The 16,452-nt window shown below is 40.2% G+C and carries 13 protein-coding genes and 2 tRNA genes; 5 read left to right on the forward strand and 10 right to left on the reverse strand.

Translation table 11 applies throughout. The features are described from left to right. Positions 1–122: 122 nt before the first annotated feature. The 3 genes from HC000_RS01490 to HC000_RS01500 all read right to left on the reverse strand — a co-directional run bounded on the left by HC000_RS01490 (position 123) and on the right by HC000_RS01500 (position 2,463). Positions 123–1,043 carry a diguanylate cyclase gene (locus HC000_RS01490; protein ID WP_179806735.1) on the reverse strand — a complete coding sequence of 307 codons (921 nt, stop codon included), beginning with the start codon at positions 1,041–1,043 and terminating at the stop codon, positions 123–125. Between the two features lie 307 nt (positions 1,044–1,350). Continuing rightward, a complete protein-coding gene (locus tag HC000_RS01495) occupies positions 1,351–1,653 on the reverse strand; it encodes a DUF6172 family protein (protein ID WP_011327840.1) in 303 nt (100 codons plus the stop codon). A gap of 282 nt (positions 1,654–1,935) precedes the next feature. Continuing rightward, on the reverse strand, positions 1,936–2,463 hold the full coding sequence (locus HC000_RS01500) for a VC2046/SO_2500 family protein (RefSeq protein WP_179806736.1): 528 nt from the start codon (positions 2,461–2,463) through the stop codon (positions 1,936–1,938). A gap of 112 nt (positions 2,464–2,575) precedes the next feature. Here HC000_RS01500 and HC000_RS01505 point away from each other — a divergent pair. Together HC000_RS01505 and HC000_RS01510 are read left to right on the forward strand one after the other, a co-directional pair. Continuing rightward, a tRNA-Tyr gene (locus tag HC000_RS01505) sits at positions 2,576–2,660 on the forward strand. Between the two features lie 49 nt (positions 2,661–2,709). After that, positions 2,710–2,794 (forward strand) — tRNA-Tyr (locus HC000_RS01510). Positions 2,795–2,870: 76 nt separating this feature from the next. On the opposite strand, the gene HC000_RS01515 is transcribed toward HC000_RS01510, so the two are convergent. Continuing rightward, positions 2,871–3,557, reverse strand: a complete 687-nt coding sequence (locus HC000_RS01515; RefSeq protein ID WP_179806737.1) for a SprT family zinc-dependent metalloprotease — start codon at positions 3,555–3,557, stop codon at positions 2,871–2,873. A 162-nt stretch (positions 3,558–3,719) separates the two neighbouring features. On the opposite strand from HC000_RS01515, the gene HC000_RS01520 reads away from it, so the two are divergent. Together HC000_RS01520 and HC000_RS01525 are read left to right on the forward strand one after the other, a co-directional pair. Then, a complete protein-coding gene (locus HC000_RS01520) occupies positions 3,720–7,043 on the forward strand; it encodes an MHYT domain-containing protein (RefSeq protein ID WP_179806738.1) in 3,324 nt (1,107 codons plus the stop codon). 3 nt (positions 7,044–7,046) lie between these two features. Next, positions 7,047–8,042 carry a two-component system response regulator gene (locus HC000_RS01525; protein ID WP_179806739.1) on the forward strand — a complete coding sequence of 332 codons (996 nt, stop codon included), beginning with the start codon at positions 7,047–7,049 and terminating at the stop codon, positions 8,040–8,042. Between the two features lies 1 nt (position 8,043). Here HC000_RS01525 and HC000_RS01530 read toward each other — a convergent pair whose 3' ends face one another. Both HC000_RS01530 and HC000_RS01535 read right to left on the reverse strand, forming a co-directional pair. Beyond that, positions 8,044–8,475: a VOC family protein gene (locus HC000_RS01530; protein ID WP_086993303.1), complete on the reverse strand. Its 432-nt coding sequence runs from the start codon at positions 8,473–8,475 to the stop codon at positions 8,044–8,046. Further along, entirely contained in the window at positions 8,462–9,133 is a 672-nt protein-coding gene (locus HC000_RS01535; RefSeq protein WP_041454389.1) for an HD domain-containing protein, read from the reverse strand. Before HC000_RS01535 ends, HC000_RS01530 begins: the two co-directional genes overlap by 14 nt. Before the next feature lie 140 nt (positions 9,134–9,273). Here HC000_RS01535 and HC000_RS01540 point away from each other — a divergent pair, with 140 nt between their 5' ends. Next, positions 9,274–10,464, forward strand: coding sequence for a class I SAM-dependent methyltransferase (locus HC000_RS01540; RefSeq protein ID WP_179806740.1), 1,191 nt, complete (start codon positions 9,274–9,276; stop codon positions 10,462–10,464). Between the two features lie 79 nt (positions 10,465–10,543). Here the strand turns inward: HC000_RS01540 and HC000_RS01545 are convergent, their stop codons facing one another. The 4 genes from HC000_RS01545 to HC000_RS01560 all read right to left on the reverse strand — a co-directional run bounded on the left by HC000_RS01545 (position 10,544) and on the right by HC000_RS01560 (position 16,355). After that, complete coding sequence (locus tag HC000_RS01545) at positions 10,544–10,840, reverse strand: PilZ domain-containing protein (RefSeq protein ID WP_179806741.1); 297 nt, start codon at positions 10,838–10,840, stop codon at positions 10,544–10,546. A gap of 8 nt (positions 10,841–10,848) precedes the next feature. Next, positions 10,849–11,229 (reverse strand): response regulator, encoded by a 381-nt coding sequence (locus tag HC000_RS01550; RefSeq protein WP_086998104.1) that lies wholly within the window; start codon positions 11,227–11,229, stop codon positions 10,849–10,851. A gap of 76 nt (positions 11,230–11,305) precedes the next feature. After that, a complete protein-coding gene (gene hrpA, locus HC000_RS01555; RefSeq protein ID WP_179806742.1) occupies positions 11,306–15,193 on the reverse strand; it encodes an ATP-dependent RNA helicase HrpA in 3,888 nt (1,295 codons plus the stop codon). A 127-nt stretch (positions 15,194–15,320) separates the two neighbouring features. Then, positions 15,321–16,355: an isoaspartyl peptidase/L-asparaginase gene (locus tag HC000_RS01560; protein WP_179806743.1), complete on the reverse strand. Its 1,035-nt coding sequence runs from the start codon at positions 16,353–16,355 to the stop codon at positions 15,321–15,323. Positions 16,356–16,452: the final 97 nt, after the last annotated feature.

Consider the following 16,452-nt stretch of genomic DNA (forward strand, 5'->3'; position numbering starts at 1 on the left):
CGGTGTATGGCTAAAATAAAATTTTACTTTCGAGCAGCTATTGGCTATTTACTTACATACCTATAGGCCTACTGCGTTAATAACTGCTCTACCGTATATTTTGCTACTGGGCTCGCTGCGCTTTAAAAGCACACCTTATTTCGCCCTTGTGCTTTAGCGGCGTACATTTTTTTATCTGCGCGTTGCAAAATATCTATGCTGCCTTCGTCTGATTGCAATAACGTAGCCCCACCTATACTTATAGTGACAAATTCAAACTCTGAGTACTTATGTAAAACACCCAAGCCGGATATGTTACTTTTAATTTTTTCAGCAACACAGCGAGCGCCTTCCTCGTTGGTATGCGGTAGCACAACCACAAATTCTTCGCCGCCATATCGAGCAACAAAATCGCTTGGCCTTTGTAGGCTGTTGGCAATTGTTTGAGCAACTAAGTGTAAAACAGCGTCGCCTTCTACGTGTCCATAAATATCGTTGTATTGCTTAAAGTAATCAATATCCATAAGTAATAAAGCATATTCTGCATTCTCTCTTAATGCACTCAATTGTATTTTATTAATATGAGTATCAAAATAACGACGGTTAAATACTTTAGTTAAGTCATCAAGAAACACTTTTTGGCTTAATAAGTCATGTTGCAGCTTAATAGTTAAGTGCGCTCTTACTCTTCTGTATAAGGTTTCTGGGTTAATCGGTTTTTGAATAAAGTCTACCGCGCCCGCTTCCCAGCAGTCCTCTTCTTGGTTTTCAAAGGAGGTAACAAATATAACGGGAATATCTTGGGTTTGTGTCGTCGTTTTAAGTTTTAAACAGGTTTCTATACCGCATATGCCGTCCATTGAAATATCAAGCAGTACGATATCGGGAGTATTTGATTTACATATTTCAACTGCTTCTTCACCGCTGTTGGCGGTATTAACAATAAAGTGCTTTGATAGTATTTTTTTCAGTACAATTAAGCTGAGTAACTGATCATCTACAATGAGGACTTTTGAGGCTTTAAGGCTAAGTTTTAAATCGCTATCGGCATAATTTAATGGCATAAATACTACTGTTTTCTATAATTATTAACTATCACAGTATAATACAGCCTTATGTTATGCAAATGTATTAAAGTTGGGTTTTTAATCAAACTTACAACCAAATATAAAAATGGCGATACAGAGTTGTTGTTAATTGTTTTAGAAAATCACGGCCATAATTTTCAGGGTAATACTGAAAGTAAGCACTGCTTATAAGCTGCTTGTACTTGAATGCTCAAGTTTTAAATCGCGTTTGTATAAACGTACAAACAAAAAATGGGCCACTAGGGCCCATTTTAAAAATTACGCAAATTACTTTATAAGCGTCTTATTCGTCGTCATCCAAATCTGGTTGTTGACGTTGAGCTGGGCGCGCTAAAATTTCTACATAAAAAGAAGTTAAGCTTTGCTTTTCTATTTCGCTTATATGATTACTAAGCTCTGCAACGTGCACTACTTGTGCATCTTCAGCGGTATTACCAAACTTACAATCAAACGCCCAGTAATCAGCATCGAGTGGTAGAGTTTTGTTACGCTCTCTTTTCAAATATTTTTTCACTTCATGCTTTGCGGCGTCAACCATACGAGGATATTTGATTTTCTCGTGATTTAGCGTGAATATTTTCTTCATTACGTTCCTAATTACCTTGGTTTAATGATAACGGCATTTAATGTCATACCATTTGAGCCTATTATAGCAATTGCATTTAATTTTTGGATGCTTTTTTTATATTAAATCAATTATTAATCCATTAATAAAATAAAGTATCGCTAAAATGCGCTTAAGTGTAGAAAGTTAGCAGCTTTATATTACAGACAAGTAACTTAATAGTTAGAGTGGTGGCACAATCGTTTGCAAAGCCCTATTAATATGATTGGTGATTGCAAAGCAGTTACAGCGTATGCTTTATAATTAGGCACTTACTACATGCAATGGGTGGTGTAGCGCATCATTATTTAGGCTTTCGTAAAAGGCAGCAGCATCGAGTTGCGGGTTAGATAGTTGCGTTTGTGTGTTATTTATACGCCTGCGCACTGCTAATTCACAATTATCACGCACCTGAAGCGGAATATGGCTTACATCATCTCTTATAAACAGTGGTTCAGGGTTTAAACAGTGATTTAATTTAATATCGCCCATTCCAGCGCGTTCCCCTGCTTGCATTAATAGTGAGGCGTTAAACTGCCCTATCAACATATCAAACTTATCTGGCGCTAAAAGTTGCTTTGGACCTGCTCCAATTTGTTTACGAAGGGTGTCTTCGCCAACAGTTGAATCTTCAATTTCTGTTTTTGGTAAATGGAATTGGCTAAAATCGAGTGCATCATGAGATAGCATAGCGAGTAAAAGCGCAAACTCTCCTCGGCGCTTTTCATGCACACTTTTATTGAGTCGAGTATTGAGCTGACTCTCTGTGATTAACAAATCACCGATTTGCATAGACTTTAGCCGATTGAAGTAAGTAATACCTATTTATCGGCTTTATTTCATTTTTCTTTAGCTTTTTTCTTTACTTAAATACGATGTTTGCTATTATCAGCGCCGTTGCATTGGAGGGGTTCCCGAGCGGCCAAAGGGATCAGACTGTAAATCTGACGGCTCAGCCTTCGCTGGTTCGAATCCAGCTCCCTCCACCACTTTTCTTACCGCTAAGTTAAGTGGGGCCAAATGTAACAAAATTAGTGTGGAGGGGTTCCCGAGCGGCCAAAGGGATCAGACTGTAAATCTGACGGCTCAGCCTTCGCTGGTTCGAATCCAGCTCCCTCCACCACTTTTCTACTTATTTCCTAGTTATATAGTTACTACATTCCTTGTTAGTAATCTCCGTGTTTTTTCTTAGTTAAACATTAAAATACCCATTGTAAACTCATACCATGTTGTTTTAGCCATAACGTACTTGCTTTATAGTCGGGACAAAATTGTGCCACGCGCTGCCAAAATGCTTTGCTATGATTTAAATACCGTAAATGCGCCAGCTCATGCACTATTACATAATCAATAATGCTATGGGGTGCACCAATCAATAATAAGTTAAATGTTAGCGCCCTTTTACTATTACAACTTCCCCATTTGCGTTTATAAACTGCAATATTTAAATCGTTAGGTAGCGCTTCTTGCATTTGCGTGCAAAAGTCATTAAGTCGCATTTCAATGTATGCGGTTAACTGCTCTTTTAAATACGCCTCTAAAAGTAATTGGTACTTTTGCTGCTGATGCTTAACACGAGCAGAAACGGTAATAAGCAGGCCATCTTGTTGGCGTTCCACTGTAGAGGTATTGCCTTGCTGAAACGTTAAATTAATTGCCTCTGAAAAAATCCAGATTTTTTTGTCCTTAAGTGGATACTGTTTTGTATCAACCAAAGTAAGCTGCTTTTGCAGCTGCGCCTCAATCCATGATTTTTTTTCTAATAACCAGTTATCGAGCATTTTTTTTGGTACGTGATGGGGTGCATATACCGTTACATTTTGATTATGCACTTTAATAGCGACGGTCTTTCGTCGGGTACTTTTTTTTAGTTGGTAAGCAAACAAATTAATCTCTCACACTGTACTAGCTAGGGGCTACTTTTCGTCTAATAGTTAATTAATGCAGCGTTGTTTATTTATAGCTTAATAAGCAATCATAAAATTAACTGTTTATTAATTAATTAATTCTATTAAACTACGCGATTAAAATGCCTATTTAGAGCCGCCATGTTATCAGCTTTCTTTATTACTGACCAAGATCCTAGTTTAATTATAAACGGGGTTTACGATCCTCTCTTGGTTTCTCTTTCAGTTTTAATAGTGATATTTGCCGCTTTTTTTACTACAAAACTCATTGACTTAGCTAAAAAAACTACTTTCCCAAGCTATCAACGTTTAGCTACCGTAACCGCAGCTGCTGTTTTTTCTGCGGGTATTTGGAGCATGCATTTTATTGGTATGTTGGCTTTTTCTTTGTGTACTAACATTAAATATAACCCAACTATTACCTTACTCTCTTTCATACCCGCATTTTTGGCGTGCCAATATGCAGTATCTATACTGGTAAAAAGCAATGGTAACTTTAAAGTATTAGCTGTTTGCTCGGTATTATTAGGCTCGGGTATTGGCACCATGCATTACAGTGGTATGGCGGCGATGGAGCTTGCGCCTATGCTAAGGTATGACCCAGTTATGTTTGGGTTGTCTATTTTGGTGGCCGTTACCCTATCGTTTATAGCTTTATATAGCCGCTTTAATCTTGAAATAATTTTCCCTCGGTTATCGCAGTTACAAATTCGCTCAACCAGCGCCGTTATATTAGGCTTTGCCGTTACTGGTATGCATTATATGGGTATGGCAGCAACTCGTTTTGTAGCAACCTCCCCACTTATTTACGCAGACGAAAATGCGTCTGCAGGGCTTACATTTGTTGCTATTGCGGTTGCCACTGCAACTGTTGCAATAACCAGTGTGGTTGCTGTGATTAATGGCATGGTACGCTATAAACTGCTACTTGAAGAAAAATCAGCCGACGAGTCGCGGTTAAACGCCATATTAGAAACAGCAATAGATGGCATTGTGACTATTGATCATCAAGGTATTATTTTAAGCTTTAATGATGCTGCGAGTAAGATTTTAGGTTGGCAAGAACATGAGTTACAAGGTAAAAGTGTACAGATTCTTTTAAATGATAATAACGCCCTAAACAATGCGTCATCGTCTGGCGATATGACTCTTGATTTAAGCGGTATTATAGGCATAAACCGCGATACTTTTGCCAAACATAAAGATAACCATTTGATCCCTGTGCGCCTTGGTATTGGCCAAGTGACGCAAACTGGACAACCTCCTTTGTATGTTGGCTTTATTACTGACTTAACGCAGCAACGAGCACTACAAAAAACGGTCGTTGAAAATGAGCAAAAATATCGCTCATTAATGCAAAATATGCCAGGCGTTGCCTTTAGATGTAAATTTGATACTAACTGGACCATGCTATTTGTTAGCCCAAGTATATTGGATTTAACTGGCTATACACCGGATGAATTTATTGAGCAACACATTGAGTTTACAGACCTGATTTTAAAGTCTGATCAACAAATGATTATTACCACGCTCACTAATGCCGTTACCGAAAAGCGTCAATACTCTGTTGAATATAGAATTCGCCATCGCAACGGCGCAACTGTATGGGTATTAGAGAAAGGTAGTTTTGACTTTAATAATACCGATGTTGCACAGTGGATTGATGGTGTACTTGTTGATATTACTGAGCGCAAAGAGTATGAAGCAAAATTAGAGCACGCTAAACTGCAAGCAGAAGAAGCTGCCAATGCTAAGCAATCTTTTATGGCAAATATGAGCCATGAAATACGCACCCCTATGAATGCAATTATTGGCTTTAGCGATCTGCTCATGGATACACCGCTAAGTAAAGAGCAGCAAAAGCACCTTGTTACGGTTAATAGTGCAGCACGCTCTTTACTGCGCCTGCTTAATGAGATTCTCGACTCTGCAAAGTTAGAACGTGGAAAACTAACCATTGAGCCTGTGCATTTTAATTTAAAGCCCGTTATCGACAGTATTATTTCCACTTTTTGGTTAGAAGCTAAAAAGAAAAACCTTAATTTAACGCTTAATATTAATAAATCAGTTAGCACCGCATACTACGGTGATCCCGACCGCCTTAGGCAAATACTTACAAACCTTATTGGTAACGCCATTAAATTTACCGAGCAAGGCGCTGTTACTGTTACCGTAAGTACCACACAAAATAATCACCTATTTTTTGAAGTACAAGATACAGGCATTGGTATTGCTAAAGATCGTATTAAAGCGGTTTTTCAGCCTTTTGTGCAAGCCGATGGCACGACCACACGTCGGTTTGGTGGCACGGGTTTAGGTACAACAATAAGTAAACAATTAGTAGAGCTTATGCATGGCTCAATTGATTTAGTGAGTGAAGTTGATAAAGGCAGCTGCTTTTACTTTTCATTACCTTTTACTGTTGGTGATGAAAATAAAATAGATTATTTTGAAGGCCTACATACCCAATTGCCTCCACTTAGAATATTAGTGGTTGATGATATAGAGCAAAATACAGAGCTACTTTCTATATTACTTTCGCGAGATCAACACACAGTAAGCACTGCAAGTAACGGCTTAAAAGCAATTGAGGCGTTTAATCAGCAAGACTTTGATGTCATTTTAATGGACATTCATATGCCTGAATGTGACGGTATTGAAGCCACCATTAAAATTCGTGAATTGGAGCAGCTAAAACAAATAAAATTTACGCCTATTATTGCCTTAACAGCCAGCGTGTTACAGCAAGATAAACTAACCGCTAAAAATGCAGGCATGAATGGGTTTGCTAATAAGCCGGTTGATATAAACCAACTTAATCAAGAAATAGCACTGGTGCTTGGACTTAGCTTAGCCAAAGAAACATTAATTGCGCAAACCGACCCCGATGCCAAGCACATAGACTTTGAAAAAGGGTTAGCTTTGTGGGGCTCTAAATGTAAACAGCTTACCGAAATTACTAAATTTATTAATACCAACGAAAAGCAATTTATAAGCTTATTTAACCTCCAACTAAGCGATATTAAAAGTGTTTATACGCTTATTCATACTTTAAAAGGCGTGGCTGGTAATTTAGGGTTATTAACCTTAATGACACTGTTAACGCGCTTAGAGAACGCAGACGATGAAGCTGCGCTAACCAGCGCTTTGGCAGATATAAAAACTGAATTGGCGCTTATCGGCCAATTATTAGCAAGCACTATATGTAAAGAGCCTGCCAAACTTATCGACAATGCTGAGCCGTTATCAACAGCTGAGCTGATAGATATTTGCCAAGAACTCTATGCTGATGCACAAAATGCCGAACTTAATGATGATCTTCTCGAACAGTTACAACGTAAATGTATAGTATCAGTACAAGTAGATATAGATGAAATAGCCAGTGCCTTTGATGAATTCGACTTTGATAACGCGCAAGTTAAATTAGCAAATTTACTTAAAAAGTTAACCATAAAGGAGAATTAATTAATGGATTTTATTCTAGATAAGCCGCGTATATTAATTGTTGACGACGAGCCTGCAAACTTAAAAGTAATGCGCGAGGTGCTTGGTAATCAATATAGGATGTCGTTTGCTAAATCGGGCGCTGCCGCTATAGCATTACTTGAAAAAGAACTGCCAAAGCTAATTTTACTCGATATTATGATGCCCGATATGAATGGCTTTGAAGTATGCCAAATTGTTAAAGCTAACCCTGCTACATCGCATATTCCTATTATTTTTGTTACTGCACTAAGTGATGAAAGTGATGAGTTTAAGGGTTTTGAACTAGGCGCTGTAGACTATATAACCAAACCCATTAGCCCTGCTATTGTACGGGCACGGGTTAAAACTCACCTGTCGTTAGTGCAAGCTGAGCAGCTAAAACAAGCTCATGTCGATTTAGTACAGCGTTTAGGTCGTGCTGCAGAATATAAAGACACCGATACCGGTGAGCATATTATACGTATGAGTCAATACAGCAAAGTACTTGCATTGGCGCTGGGTATGGATGAGCAACACGCCGAATTATTACGCCAAGCAGCCCCTATGCACGATGTAGGTAAAATAGGTATTCCGGATGCCATTTTGCTAAAACCCGGAAAGTTAACTGCCGATGAGTTTACCCACATGAAAGAGCACGCTTTAATTGGTGCACAAATTTTAGCAAATTCATCATCGCCACTATTACAACTGGCGCATGTGCTGGCAATTGAACATCATGAAAAGTGGGATGGTACTGGCTACCCCAATGGCCTAAAAGGAGAAGCCATATCGCTGGAAGGCCGTATTGTTGCCATTGCCGATGTATTTGATGCACTTACCTCAAAACGCCCCTATAAAGAGCCTTGGAGCATAGAGCAAACTATAGAACATATGCAACAACAAGCCGGTAAACACTTCGACCCGCAATTGGTTGAGCTATTTATTGGCAAAATTGACGATATTATTGCCATAAAAAATGCTCATCAGGAGCGATTTTAATTTAGCTCTTTTTGGCTGTATGCGAGCCTAATAATACCTGCGGATACACAGTTTTAATCTGCGTATAGTCATGAGAGGTAATTTCATGGCTATTTCCGCTGTTATCTTTAAAATAAATTGAAAACGTAACGCCGTGATCAGCTAATACTGTTTTAATATTCAGGTGTTCAAAATGCTCAAGCCATGCAATAAATTGCTCCCCAGTGGCTAAAAAAGCAATGCCTTTACTACGTCCCTGTGCAGTAAATAACGCTAAACGCGTGGTAGCATTTGCATCTTCAAGGGTTAATGGCCCTTTGCCATCTTCATTCCAAAAGGCGAGCGCTTCAACCACACTAAAACCTAAAACACGCTCATACCATTTAACCGCTTGCGCTAAATCATCCACATTTAAATGACAATGATCAATCCCAGCTAGCTTAGGTATACTCACGCTGCTCTCCTATTTCAGACTTTAGTTGCTCTAAAAAGTCATGCATATACTCAGTGCGTCTTAGTGCTTCGGCCTTAGCCGAGGGAGTATTCATGCTTTGAGCTATGTGTAATAACTTAATAAAAAAGTGATCAAGCGTGTATTTTTTATCATCTGCTTCGCGTTGTAGGCAAAATGGGTCATCCGGGTTATATAGTAATCGACTTATTGAGCCACCTACTTTCATGCAGCGGCTTATACCAATCGCGCCTAGTGCATCCATTCTGTCTGCGTCTTGCACTATTTGTGCTTCTACTGAGTTCACTTTAATATTGGCGCTAAAGCTATGCGCCGCTATTGCATGATGAATTTGAGTAAATAATTGCGCGTCGTAATTAATAGAAGCTAAAAAAGCAATCGCTTTATCGGCGGCCATAGTAGAGGCTTTAGCCCTATCTGGGTGGTTTTTAGCCACGGCAACACAGTCGTGTAACCATGCAGCCGGGAGCACTACCTTCATATTAGCTTGCTCTGCATCGCACAATTTAATAGCAACCCGAACTACGCGTTCAATATGGGTTATATCATGCGCCACATCGGCATGAATTAGTGTGGTAATAAAGGCTCTGCACTGTAAATTGAGCTGCTGCAGCTCAGGGCTTAACATTATGTCTGTCACAACGTGTTCCAAATACCTAATTAACATATTGAATTAGCCATACTTTACCGCGATTTATGGGCTCCATGCAAAACATTCATTGTATGTTGCCCTTGCCTTGACTAAAATACAGCGCTTATTTATTACTACTGAGAAGCTTTATGACATCTGCCGTTTACCTGCAAGCTGGCCGCGATAAATCATTAAAAAGAAAACACCCTTGGTTATTTTCCAAAGCCATCAAAAAAATTAAAGGTAAACCAGGCCTAGGTGACACAGTTACTATTCACGACAGTGAAGGTAAATTTTTAGCAACAGCAGCTTATAGCCCACATTCACAAATTCGTGCCCGTGTTTGGAGCTTTGACGAAAAAGAAGTTATTGATCAACACTTTTTTGAACGCCGCCTACGCCGTGCACTAGAAGCCCGTAGCCAAGTAATCGAAGAAGGTTGTTTAACCGGCTTTAGACTCTGCGCCGCAGAATCTGATTTTTTACCCGGCGTTACCATAGATAAGTTTGACAACGTATTAGTGTGTCAATTACTAAGCGCGGGTGCTGAGCGTCATAAAGGTGAAATTGTTGGCGCGTTAATGGCTATATTCCCTGGTATGAGCATTTACGAGCGCTCAGACGTAGAAGTACGTACCAAAGAAGGCCTTGAGCCAATTAAAGGAGCATTATGGGGCAATGAACCAACTGCCCCAGTACTCATTGCAGAAAATGGCTTTAAAATTGAAGTTGATATTATTGATGGCCATAAAACCGGCTTTTATTTAGATCAACGCGATAGCCGCGCTGCACTTGAACGCTTTTCTAAGGATAAAACCGTATTAAACTGCTTTAGCTACACGGGTACATTTTCGTTGTATGCCCTGCGTGGCGGCTGTAAACACGTAACTAACGTAGATGTATCGCAGCCAGCTCTCGATACAGCTAAGCGCAATGTTGAGCATAACAATCTTGATTTAGATAAGGTTGATTTTGTGAAGCAAGATGTATTTAAGTTACTGCGTCAATACCGCGAAGACGGTGTATTGTTTGACACTATAGTAATGGATCCGCCAAAGTTTGCCGACAACAAAGCACAACTTACTGGTGCGTGTCGTGGCTATAAAGATATCAACATGATTGCTATGCAAATATTAAAACCAGGTGGCACCTTATTAACCTTCTCGTGTTCGGGCTTAATGGAGCAAAATTTGTTTCAAAAAGTGGTGGCTGATGCAGCCCTTGATGCTGGTAAAGACTTACTTATTATGGAGCGTTTAAACCAAGCTGCCGATCATCCTATTGCGGGTAGTTACCCTGAAGGTTTTTACTTAAAAGGCTTAATTTGTAAGGTTTACTAACGCCTAGGCCTTGATCAGTATTTATGCATGGTTATTACCTATTTTAATGGGTAATAACCATGCTGCCTAAGCTAAAAAGCTAATTAAACTGTATTATCTCAAGTCCAGCAGTTATTGTACCGTCATCTTCTTTGCTGGCGCGTATCACCTTAGCCGTTGCATCTAAAGGCGCAATACTCGGATGAGTTGAGTCTATATGTACCAATAAAATAGTGTTTGGCTCAAGTAGCTCATCTAAATGCAACGACAACCCAGTCGCACTCAAATCCACGCATTCGGCAGTATAATTTAAACCAGCAATCGGCTCTATTGTGGTTAGTTTTGCCGGAGTATTGATCTGCATACGTCGAAAATTTCGCTTATCATCTGTAAACATAATTTTTCCTATACTATTTTATTAATTTGCTCTAACAACAGTGGTACAGAAAACGGCTTAACCACATAAGCATCACAGCCTGCGTCAAACCCAGCTTGTTTTTCAAGCGGTGACTCCAGCCCAGACACCATAACAATAGGGATGTTTTTTGTCTCAGGTGTATGTTTAAGCATTCTACACGTATCGTAACCATCCAGCCCTGGCATACATACATCAAGCAAAATAATATCGGGTGGATTAGCAATAGCAGAGGCTAAACAGCTTGTTCCAGAATCGGCATAATTAACAGCAAACTTTGCGCTAAGTGCTGCTTTGAGTATTTCATAATTAAAATACTCGTCGTCTACCACTAGTAGTTGTTGTACTTTATGTTCTATTGATGAGGACATGGCTATGTCGTTTCCTTCTCAAAACAAAAAATAAGTTCTATTATTAAGCACTTAAGCTTAATAATAGATACACCTTTTACTCTATTTCTTTTATTGCATTTAACACACGTTTTGCCGAAATTGGATACGGAGTACCCAGGGTCTGTGCAAATAAAGACACTCTCAGCTCTTGCTGCATCCAAAATATAGCTTCTACTTCTTTTGGAATAGGCATCCCTTTAGGGGTTTTGTTTGCTTGCTTTTTATATTCTTGAGCCACTTTATCAAGCTCAAGTACACATAATCTATCGCGATTTGGATCTATGGGTAACTTTTCTAAACGTTTTTGAATCGCTTTTAAATAACGGATTAAGTCACTTAGCTTAGTTGCCCCATGTTGGCTTACAAAACCTTTAAAAACAAGAGACTCTAATTGCGATTTAATATCACCATGCGCAGTGATCATGGTTAAATCTACGCGTCCTTTCATTTTTTTATGTAAGGCATGGGCAATACTTAACACTTGCTCTACTTGCGTGGCAATTTCAACTACAGCGTCGCCAAGCTCACCCCGTATATGCTCTTTTACACTTTCAAATGCGTCGCTGGTGCGAATGTCACCGTACTTTAATAATAAGCTATCAACACCGGCGGCAATGCAGTCATCAATTAAATCGGCTATTTTACCAAAAGGATTAAAATACAATCCAAGCTTAGCCTTATTTGGTAAGTTTTGCTGCAAATACTTTATTGGTGAAGGCACATTTAATAATACTAATCGGCGCAGCCCTTGTTGATGGGCAACCTGTGCTTTTACTTCGTTATCGAAAAGCTCAATAGCAGCAGTAGATTTTTTATCCACCAGCGCCGGGTACGCTTTAATTTCGTATTGCCCTTGTTTTTTTACATATGAGTTAGGTAGCTCACCAAAATCCCACTGCGTTAAGTCTACTTTTTCTATGCCTTTATCGGCTACTTTGGATAATGTTTGCGTTACTTCGCCTTGTAGCTGTGCTTTAAGTTTGGCTAAATCTAGGCCACGCGCAAGTAACTTATTGTTATCGCCACGTACTTCAAACTGCAAACGTAAATGCGCTGCCAAGGCACTTAAATCCCAGGCATCAGGGTCAACTCGCACCCCTGTCATTTTTAATAGTCGATTACTAAGTGCGTCAATTAAACTCCCCTGCAATGGCTCAATGGCCGCCAAAACAGCATCGGCATAGTTAGGCGCAGGTACAAAGTTACGGCGCAGTGACTTAGGCAGGGATTTAATTAAACCACTTATTAACTCATGTCGAAACGCAGGTATATGCCAGTCAAAGCCACTTTCTTGTACTTGGTTTAATAGCGCAACCGGTATTTGTACTGCCACACCGTCAACCGCTTGACCGGGATCGAAATGATACGCTAAGGGCAAAATTAAATTATCTTGCTGCCAAGTATCTGGGTAGTCAAACTCAGTAATACTGCTTGCACCATGCTGCATTAAGTCATCGCGGCTCATTTGCAAATAGTGTTTATTTTGTTTTTTTTGCGTTTTATACCATTTTAAAAATGCTGCACGATTATTAATTTCTTTTGGAATTTTTTTATCGTAAAACTCAAATAAAGTTTGCTCATCAACTAAAATATCGCGCCTGCGCGACTTGTTTTCAAGCACTTGAATATCTTCAATCAGCTCGCGGTTAAACTCTAAAAAACTTTCGTTTAAACCCAGCTCTTGCTCAACTAATGCAGTGCGAATAAACAGCTCACGGCTCACTTTAGGATCAATATTGCTATACACACAGCGGCGTTTATTAACGATTAGCAGGCCGTACAAGGTTTGTTGCTCAAAGGCGATTACCGCACCGGGTTTTTTCTCCCAATGTGGCTCAGTATAACTGCGCTTAACCAAATGCTGCGCCAGTGGCTCAACCCAGTTAATGTCTATTTTAGCGTTAGTACGGGCATATAATTTGCTGGTTTCTACCAACTCTGCCGACATTAACCATTTTGGGCTCTTTTTAAATAACCCCGACCCCGGAAAAATATGAAACTGGCTATTACGCGCGCCTTTATAAATTTGTTTTTCATCTTTAAAGCCAATATGGCTAAGCATACCGCTCAGTAATGCTTTGTGAACTTGCTCACCGTCGGCAGCATTCGATGTGGCTTTCATACCCATTTCGTTACATACGGTACTTATTTGATAAACAATATCTTGCCACTCACGAAGGCGCATATAAGCGAGGAAGTCTTTTTGGCAAAGTTTTCTAAACTGGCTATTAGTCAGCTCGCTTTGCTGCTCTTCTAAGTAATTCCACAGATTTAAAAATGCAATAAAGTCTGAATCAGGATCATCAAAACGGCCGTGTTTTTCGTTTGCCGCAGCACGTTTTTCTTGCGGGCGTTCACGGGGGTCTTGAATAGACAGTGCCGCCACTATAATAATTACTTCGCGCAGCGCACCTAGCTTATGTGCGGTTAACACCATTTTAGCTAAACGCGGATCGACCGGTAAACGGCTTAATTCTCGCCCTGACTGGGTAAGCGCTGTTTTGTCGTTACGTTTAGTGGGATGTACGGCTTGAAGTTCCTCAAGCAAGGTTAAACCGTCGCTAATATTACGACTATCTGGAGCTTGTACAAATGGAAACTGCGCCATGTCGCCTAAACCCAGCGCTAACATTTGTAAAATAACCGAGGCTAAGTTAGTACGTAATATTTCAGGGTCGGTAAACTCAGGGCGCGATAAAAAGTCATCCTCGGCGTATAAACGAATACAAATACCCGCCTCTACCCGGCCACAACGCCCCATACGCTGATTTGCACTGGCTTGCGATATTGGCTCTATCGGCAGGCGTTGTACCTTGGTGCGGTAACTATAACGGCTAATACGCGCCGTACCCGGATCAATTACATAACGAATCCCCGGTACGGTTAACGATGTTTCGGCCACATTGGTCGATAAAATAATATGGCGGCGCGAGTGCGGTGCAAATATACGGTTTTGCTCGGCGCTTGATAAACGCGAATAAAGCGGCAATATATCAGTGTGTTTTAAATTACGTTTACTGAGAGCATCGGCGGTATCGCGTATTTCACGCTCACCATTTAAAAATATTAAAATGTCGCCGGGGCCTTCTGCACACAGCTCATCTACTGCATCAAAAATACCTTGCAGTTGGTCGCCTTCGGCTTCCATATCCTCTTTATTTATCTCAGTAACTGGGTTGTAACGTACATCAACCGGGAAGGTTCGCCCTGATACTTCTATAATTGGCGCATCATCAAAGTGCTTTGAAAAACGCTCCGGATCGATCGTTGCTGAGGTAATTATTATTTTTAAATCGGGGCGCTTAGGAAGTAAGTTTTTTAAATAACCTAAAATAAAGTCAATGTTTAAGCTACGTTCGTGCGCTTCATCAATAATAATGGTGTCGTATTGATTTAAAAATCGATCTTGTTGAATTTCGGCAAGTAAAATACCGTCGGTCATTAGCTTAATATAGGTATTATTCGAGACCTGATCACTAAAGCGTATTTTAAAACCAACTTGTTGGCCAAGTTCACACTGCATTTCTTCTGCAATACGATTCGCCACCGTTCGTGCTGCTAGTCGCCTTGGTTGAGTGTGGCCAATTAAGCCATCAACCCCACGCCCCAGCTCTAAACACATTTTAGGAATTTGCGTGGTTTTACCTGAACCTGTTTCACCTGCAATAATAACCACTTGGTTATTAGCAATGGCGTTTTTAATCACATCCTTTTTTTGACTCACCGGTAATTGCTCTGGGTAAGTCACTTTAGGCAGAGCGGCTAAACGCTGCGCGCGCAGTGCTTGGCTACGGGTAATGTCGGCCGCTATTTTTTCAAGCGCGTTGGCATGCTTATTCTCATCGGTTATTTTTTTTACGCCATGTAAGCGTTTTTTAAAAATGAATTGATCTTTTTTCAAGCACGTCTTTAGCTCGCCAAACAACTGACCTAGGTTTACCACCCGCATACCTTATAAAATTAGTAAAAGAGCCGCAATTGTAGCAAATTAAATGGCTGGGGTTAATCCTACAAAGTACATAACCCTTAGTAGTTTGTTATATAAGCCACCAGCCAAACAAATAAAGCGCTTATTCGCCTTTAAAAATGCCTACATAAGTGGCTTGGGTATTTGATTTACTGGCTCTGTACATACCTGAGGTATTAAACGGCAAACTAATATTACCTTTAGTATCCACTATAATAACACCGCCCGTACCGCCTATTGGTGCAAGTACCCCATTAATCACTTCGTCCCCTGCTTGCGTTATGGTTTTACCTTGGTATTTAACGCGCGCACAAATATCGCTGGCTACATTGTAACGAATAAAATACTCACCATGGCCGGTAGCCGATACCGCACACGATTCATTTTCCGCAAACGTTCCTGCACCAATTACCGGCGCATCACCAATACGGCCATAGCGTTTTGCGGTCATACCGCCGGTTGATGTACCAGCTGCTAAATTGCCATTTTTATCCAGTGCTACCGCACCAACCGTGCCCATTTTATAGTTATTAGGCAGAGCTTTATGCGCTGCTTGGTAATCTTTACTGGTTGCTTTGGCTTTATCTAATTTTTGCTTTGCTTTTAATAATGCTTTATAGCGGTGATCGGTATCAAATAAGTTATTTTCGATTAAGGGAATACCTTGCTCTTTAGCAAACTCTTCAGCGCCTTGGCCACTGAGCATGACGTGTACTGAATTATCCATAACCAAGCGCGCTAAATTAATTGGGCTCTCTACATGCTTAACACCTGCAACAGCGCCCGCCTGACGATTTCGACCATCCATAATTGATGCGTCTAGCTCATGGCTGCCATCGTAAGTATAAACCGCACCACGCCCGGCATTAAAATATGGTGACTGCTCCATCACTTGAATCGCTGCCGTTATGGCATCTAAGCTTTCGCCGCCTTGCTCAAGTACTTTATAACCGGCCTCTACCGCTTCGGTTAATTTAGCACGATAAGCTTGCTCTTCTTTGGGCGTAAATTTACTTTTTTCAATCGTGCCCGCACCGCCATGAATGGCAATAGCAAAAGGTACTTCTGCGCTTAAGGCGTTATTGCTTACGCTAATACAACTAGTGGCGATAAGCGCCATTAAAAGTGATTTTTTCATAATGAGCTCTTATAAACTTCAGTGAAACTAATGTGGATGGTCGCTAACTATTTATCAAGTAAAGTAAGTTTAAACACATAAAAAAAGCGCCCAAAGG

This window comes from Pseudoalteromonas sp. MIP2626 (assembly GCF_013414205.1).
Taxonomy (GTDB): domain Bacteria; phylum Pseudomonadota; class Gammaproteobacteria; order Enterobacterales; family Alteromonadaceae; genus Pseudoalteromonas; species Pseudoalteromonas nigrifaciens.

Bases quoted from the DNA above. Each gene is read 5' to 3' on its own strand.
- HC000_RS01495 (WP_011327840.1), bottom strand. From the start codon at position 1,653: ATGAAGAAAATATTCACGCTAAATCACGAGAAAATCAAATATCCTCGT.
- HC000_RS01490 (WP_179806735.1), bottom strand. From the start codon at position 1,043: ATGCCATTAAATTATGCCGATAGCGATTTAAAACTTAGCCTTAAAGCC.
- HC000_RS01550 (WP_086998104.1), bottom strand. From the start codon at position 11,229: ATGTCCTCATCAATAGAACATAAAGTACAACAACTACTAGTGGTAGAC.
- HC000_RS01520 (WP_179806738.1), top strand. From the start codon at position 3,720: ATGTTATCAGCTTTCTTTATTACTGACCAAGATCCTAGTTTAATTATA.
- HC000_RS01540 (WP_179806740.1), top strand. From the start codon at position 9,274: ATGACATCTGCCGTTTACCTGCAAGCTGGCCGCGATAAATCATTAAAA.
- HC000_RS01560 (WP_179806743.1), bottom strand. From the start codon at position 16,355: ATGAAAAAATCACTTTTAATGGCGCTTATCGCCACTAGTTGTATTAGC.
- HC000_RS01545 (WP_179806741.1), bottom strand. From the start codon at position 10,840: ATGTTTACAGATGATAAGCGAAATTTTCGACGTATGCAGATCAATACT.
- HC000_RS01500 (WP_179806736.1), bottom strand. From the start codon at position 2,463: ATGCAAATCGGTGATTTGTTAATCACAGAGAGTCAGCTCAATACTCGA.
- HC000_RS01525 (WP_179806739.1), top strand. From the start codon at position 7,047: ATGGATTTTATTCTAGATAAGCCGCGTATATTAATTGTTGACGACGAG.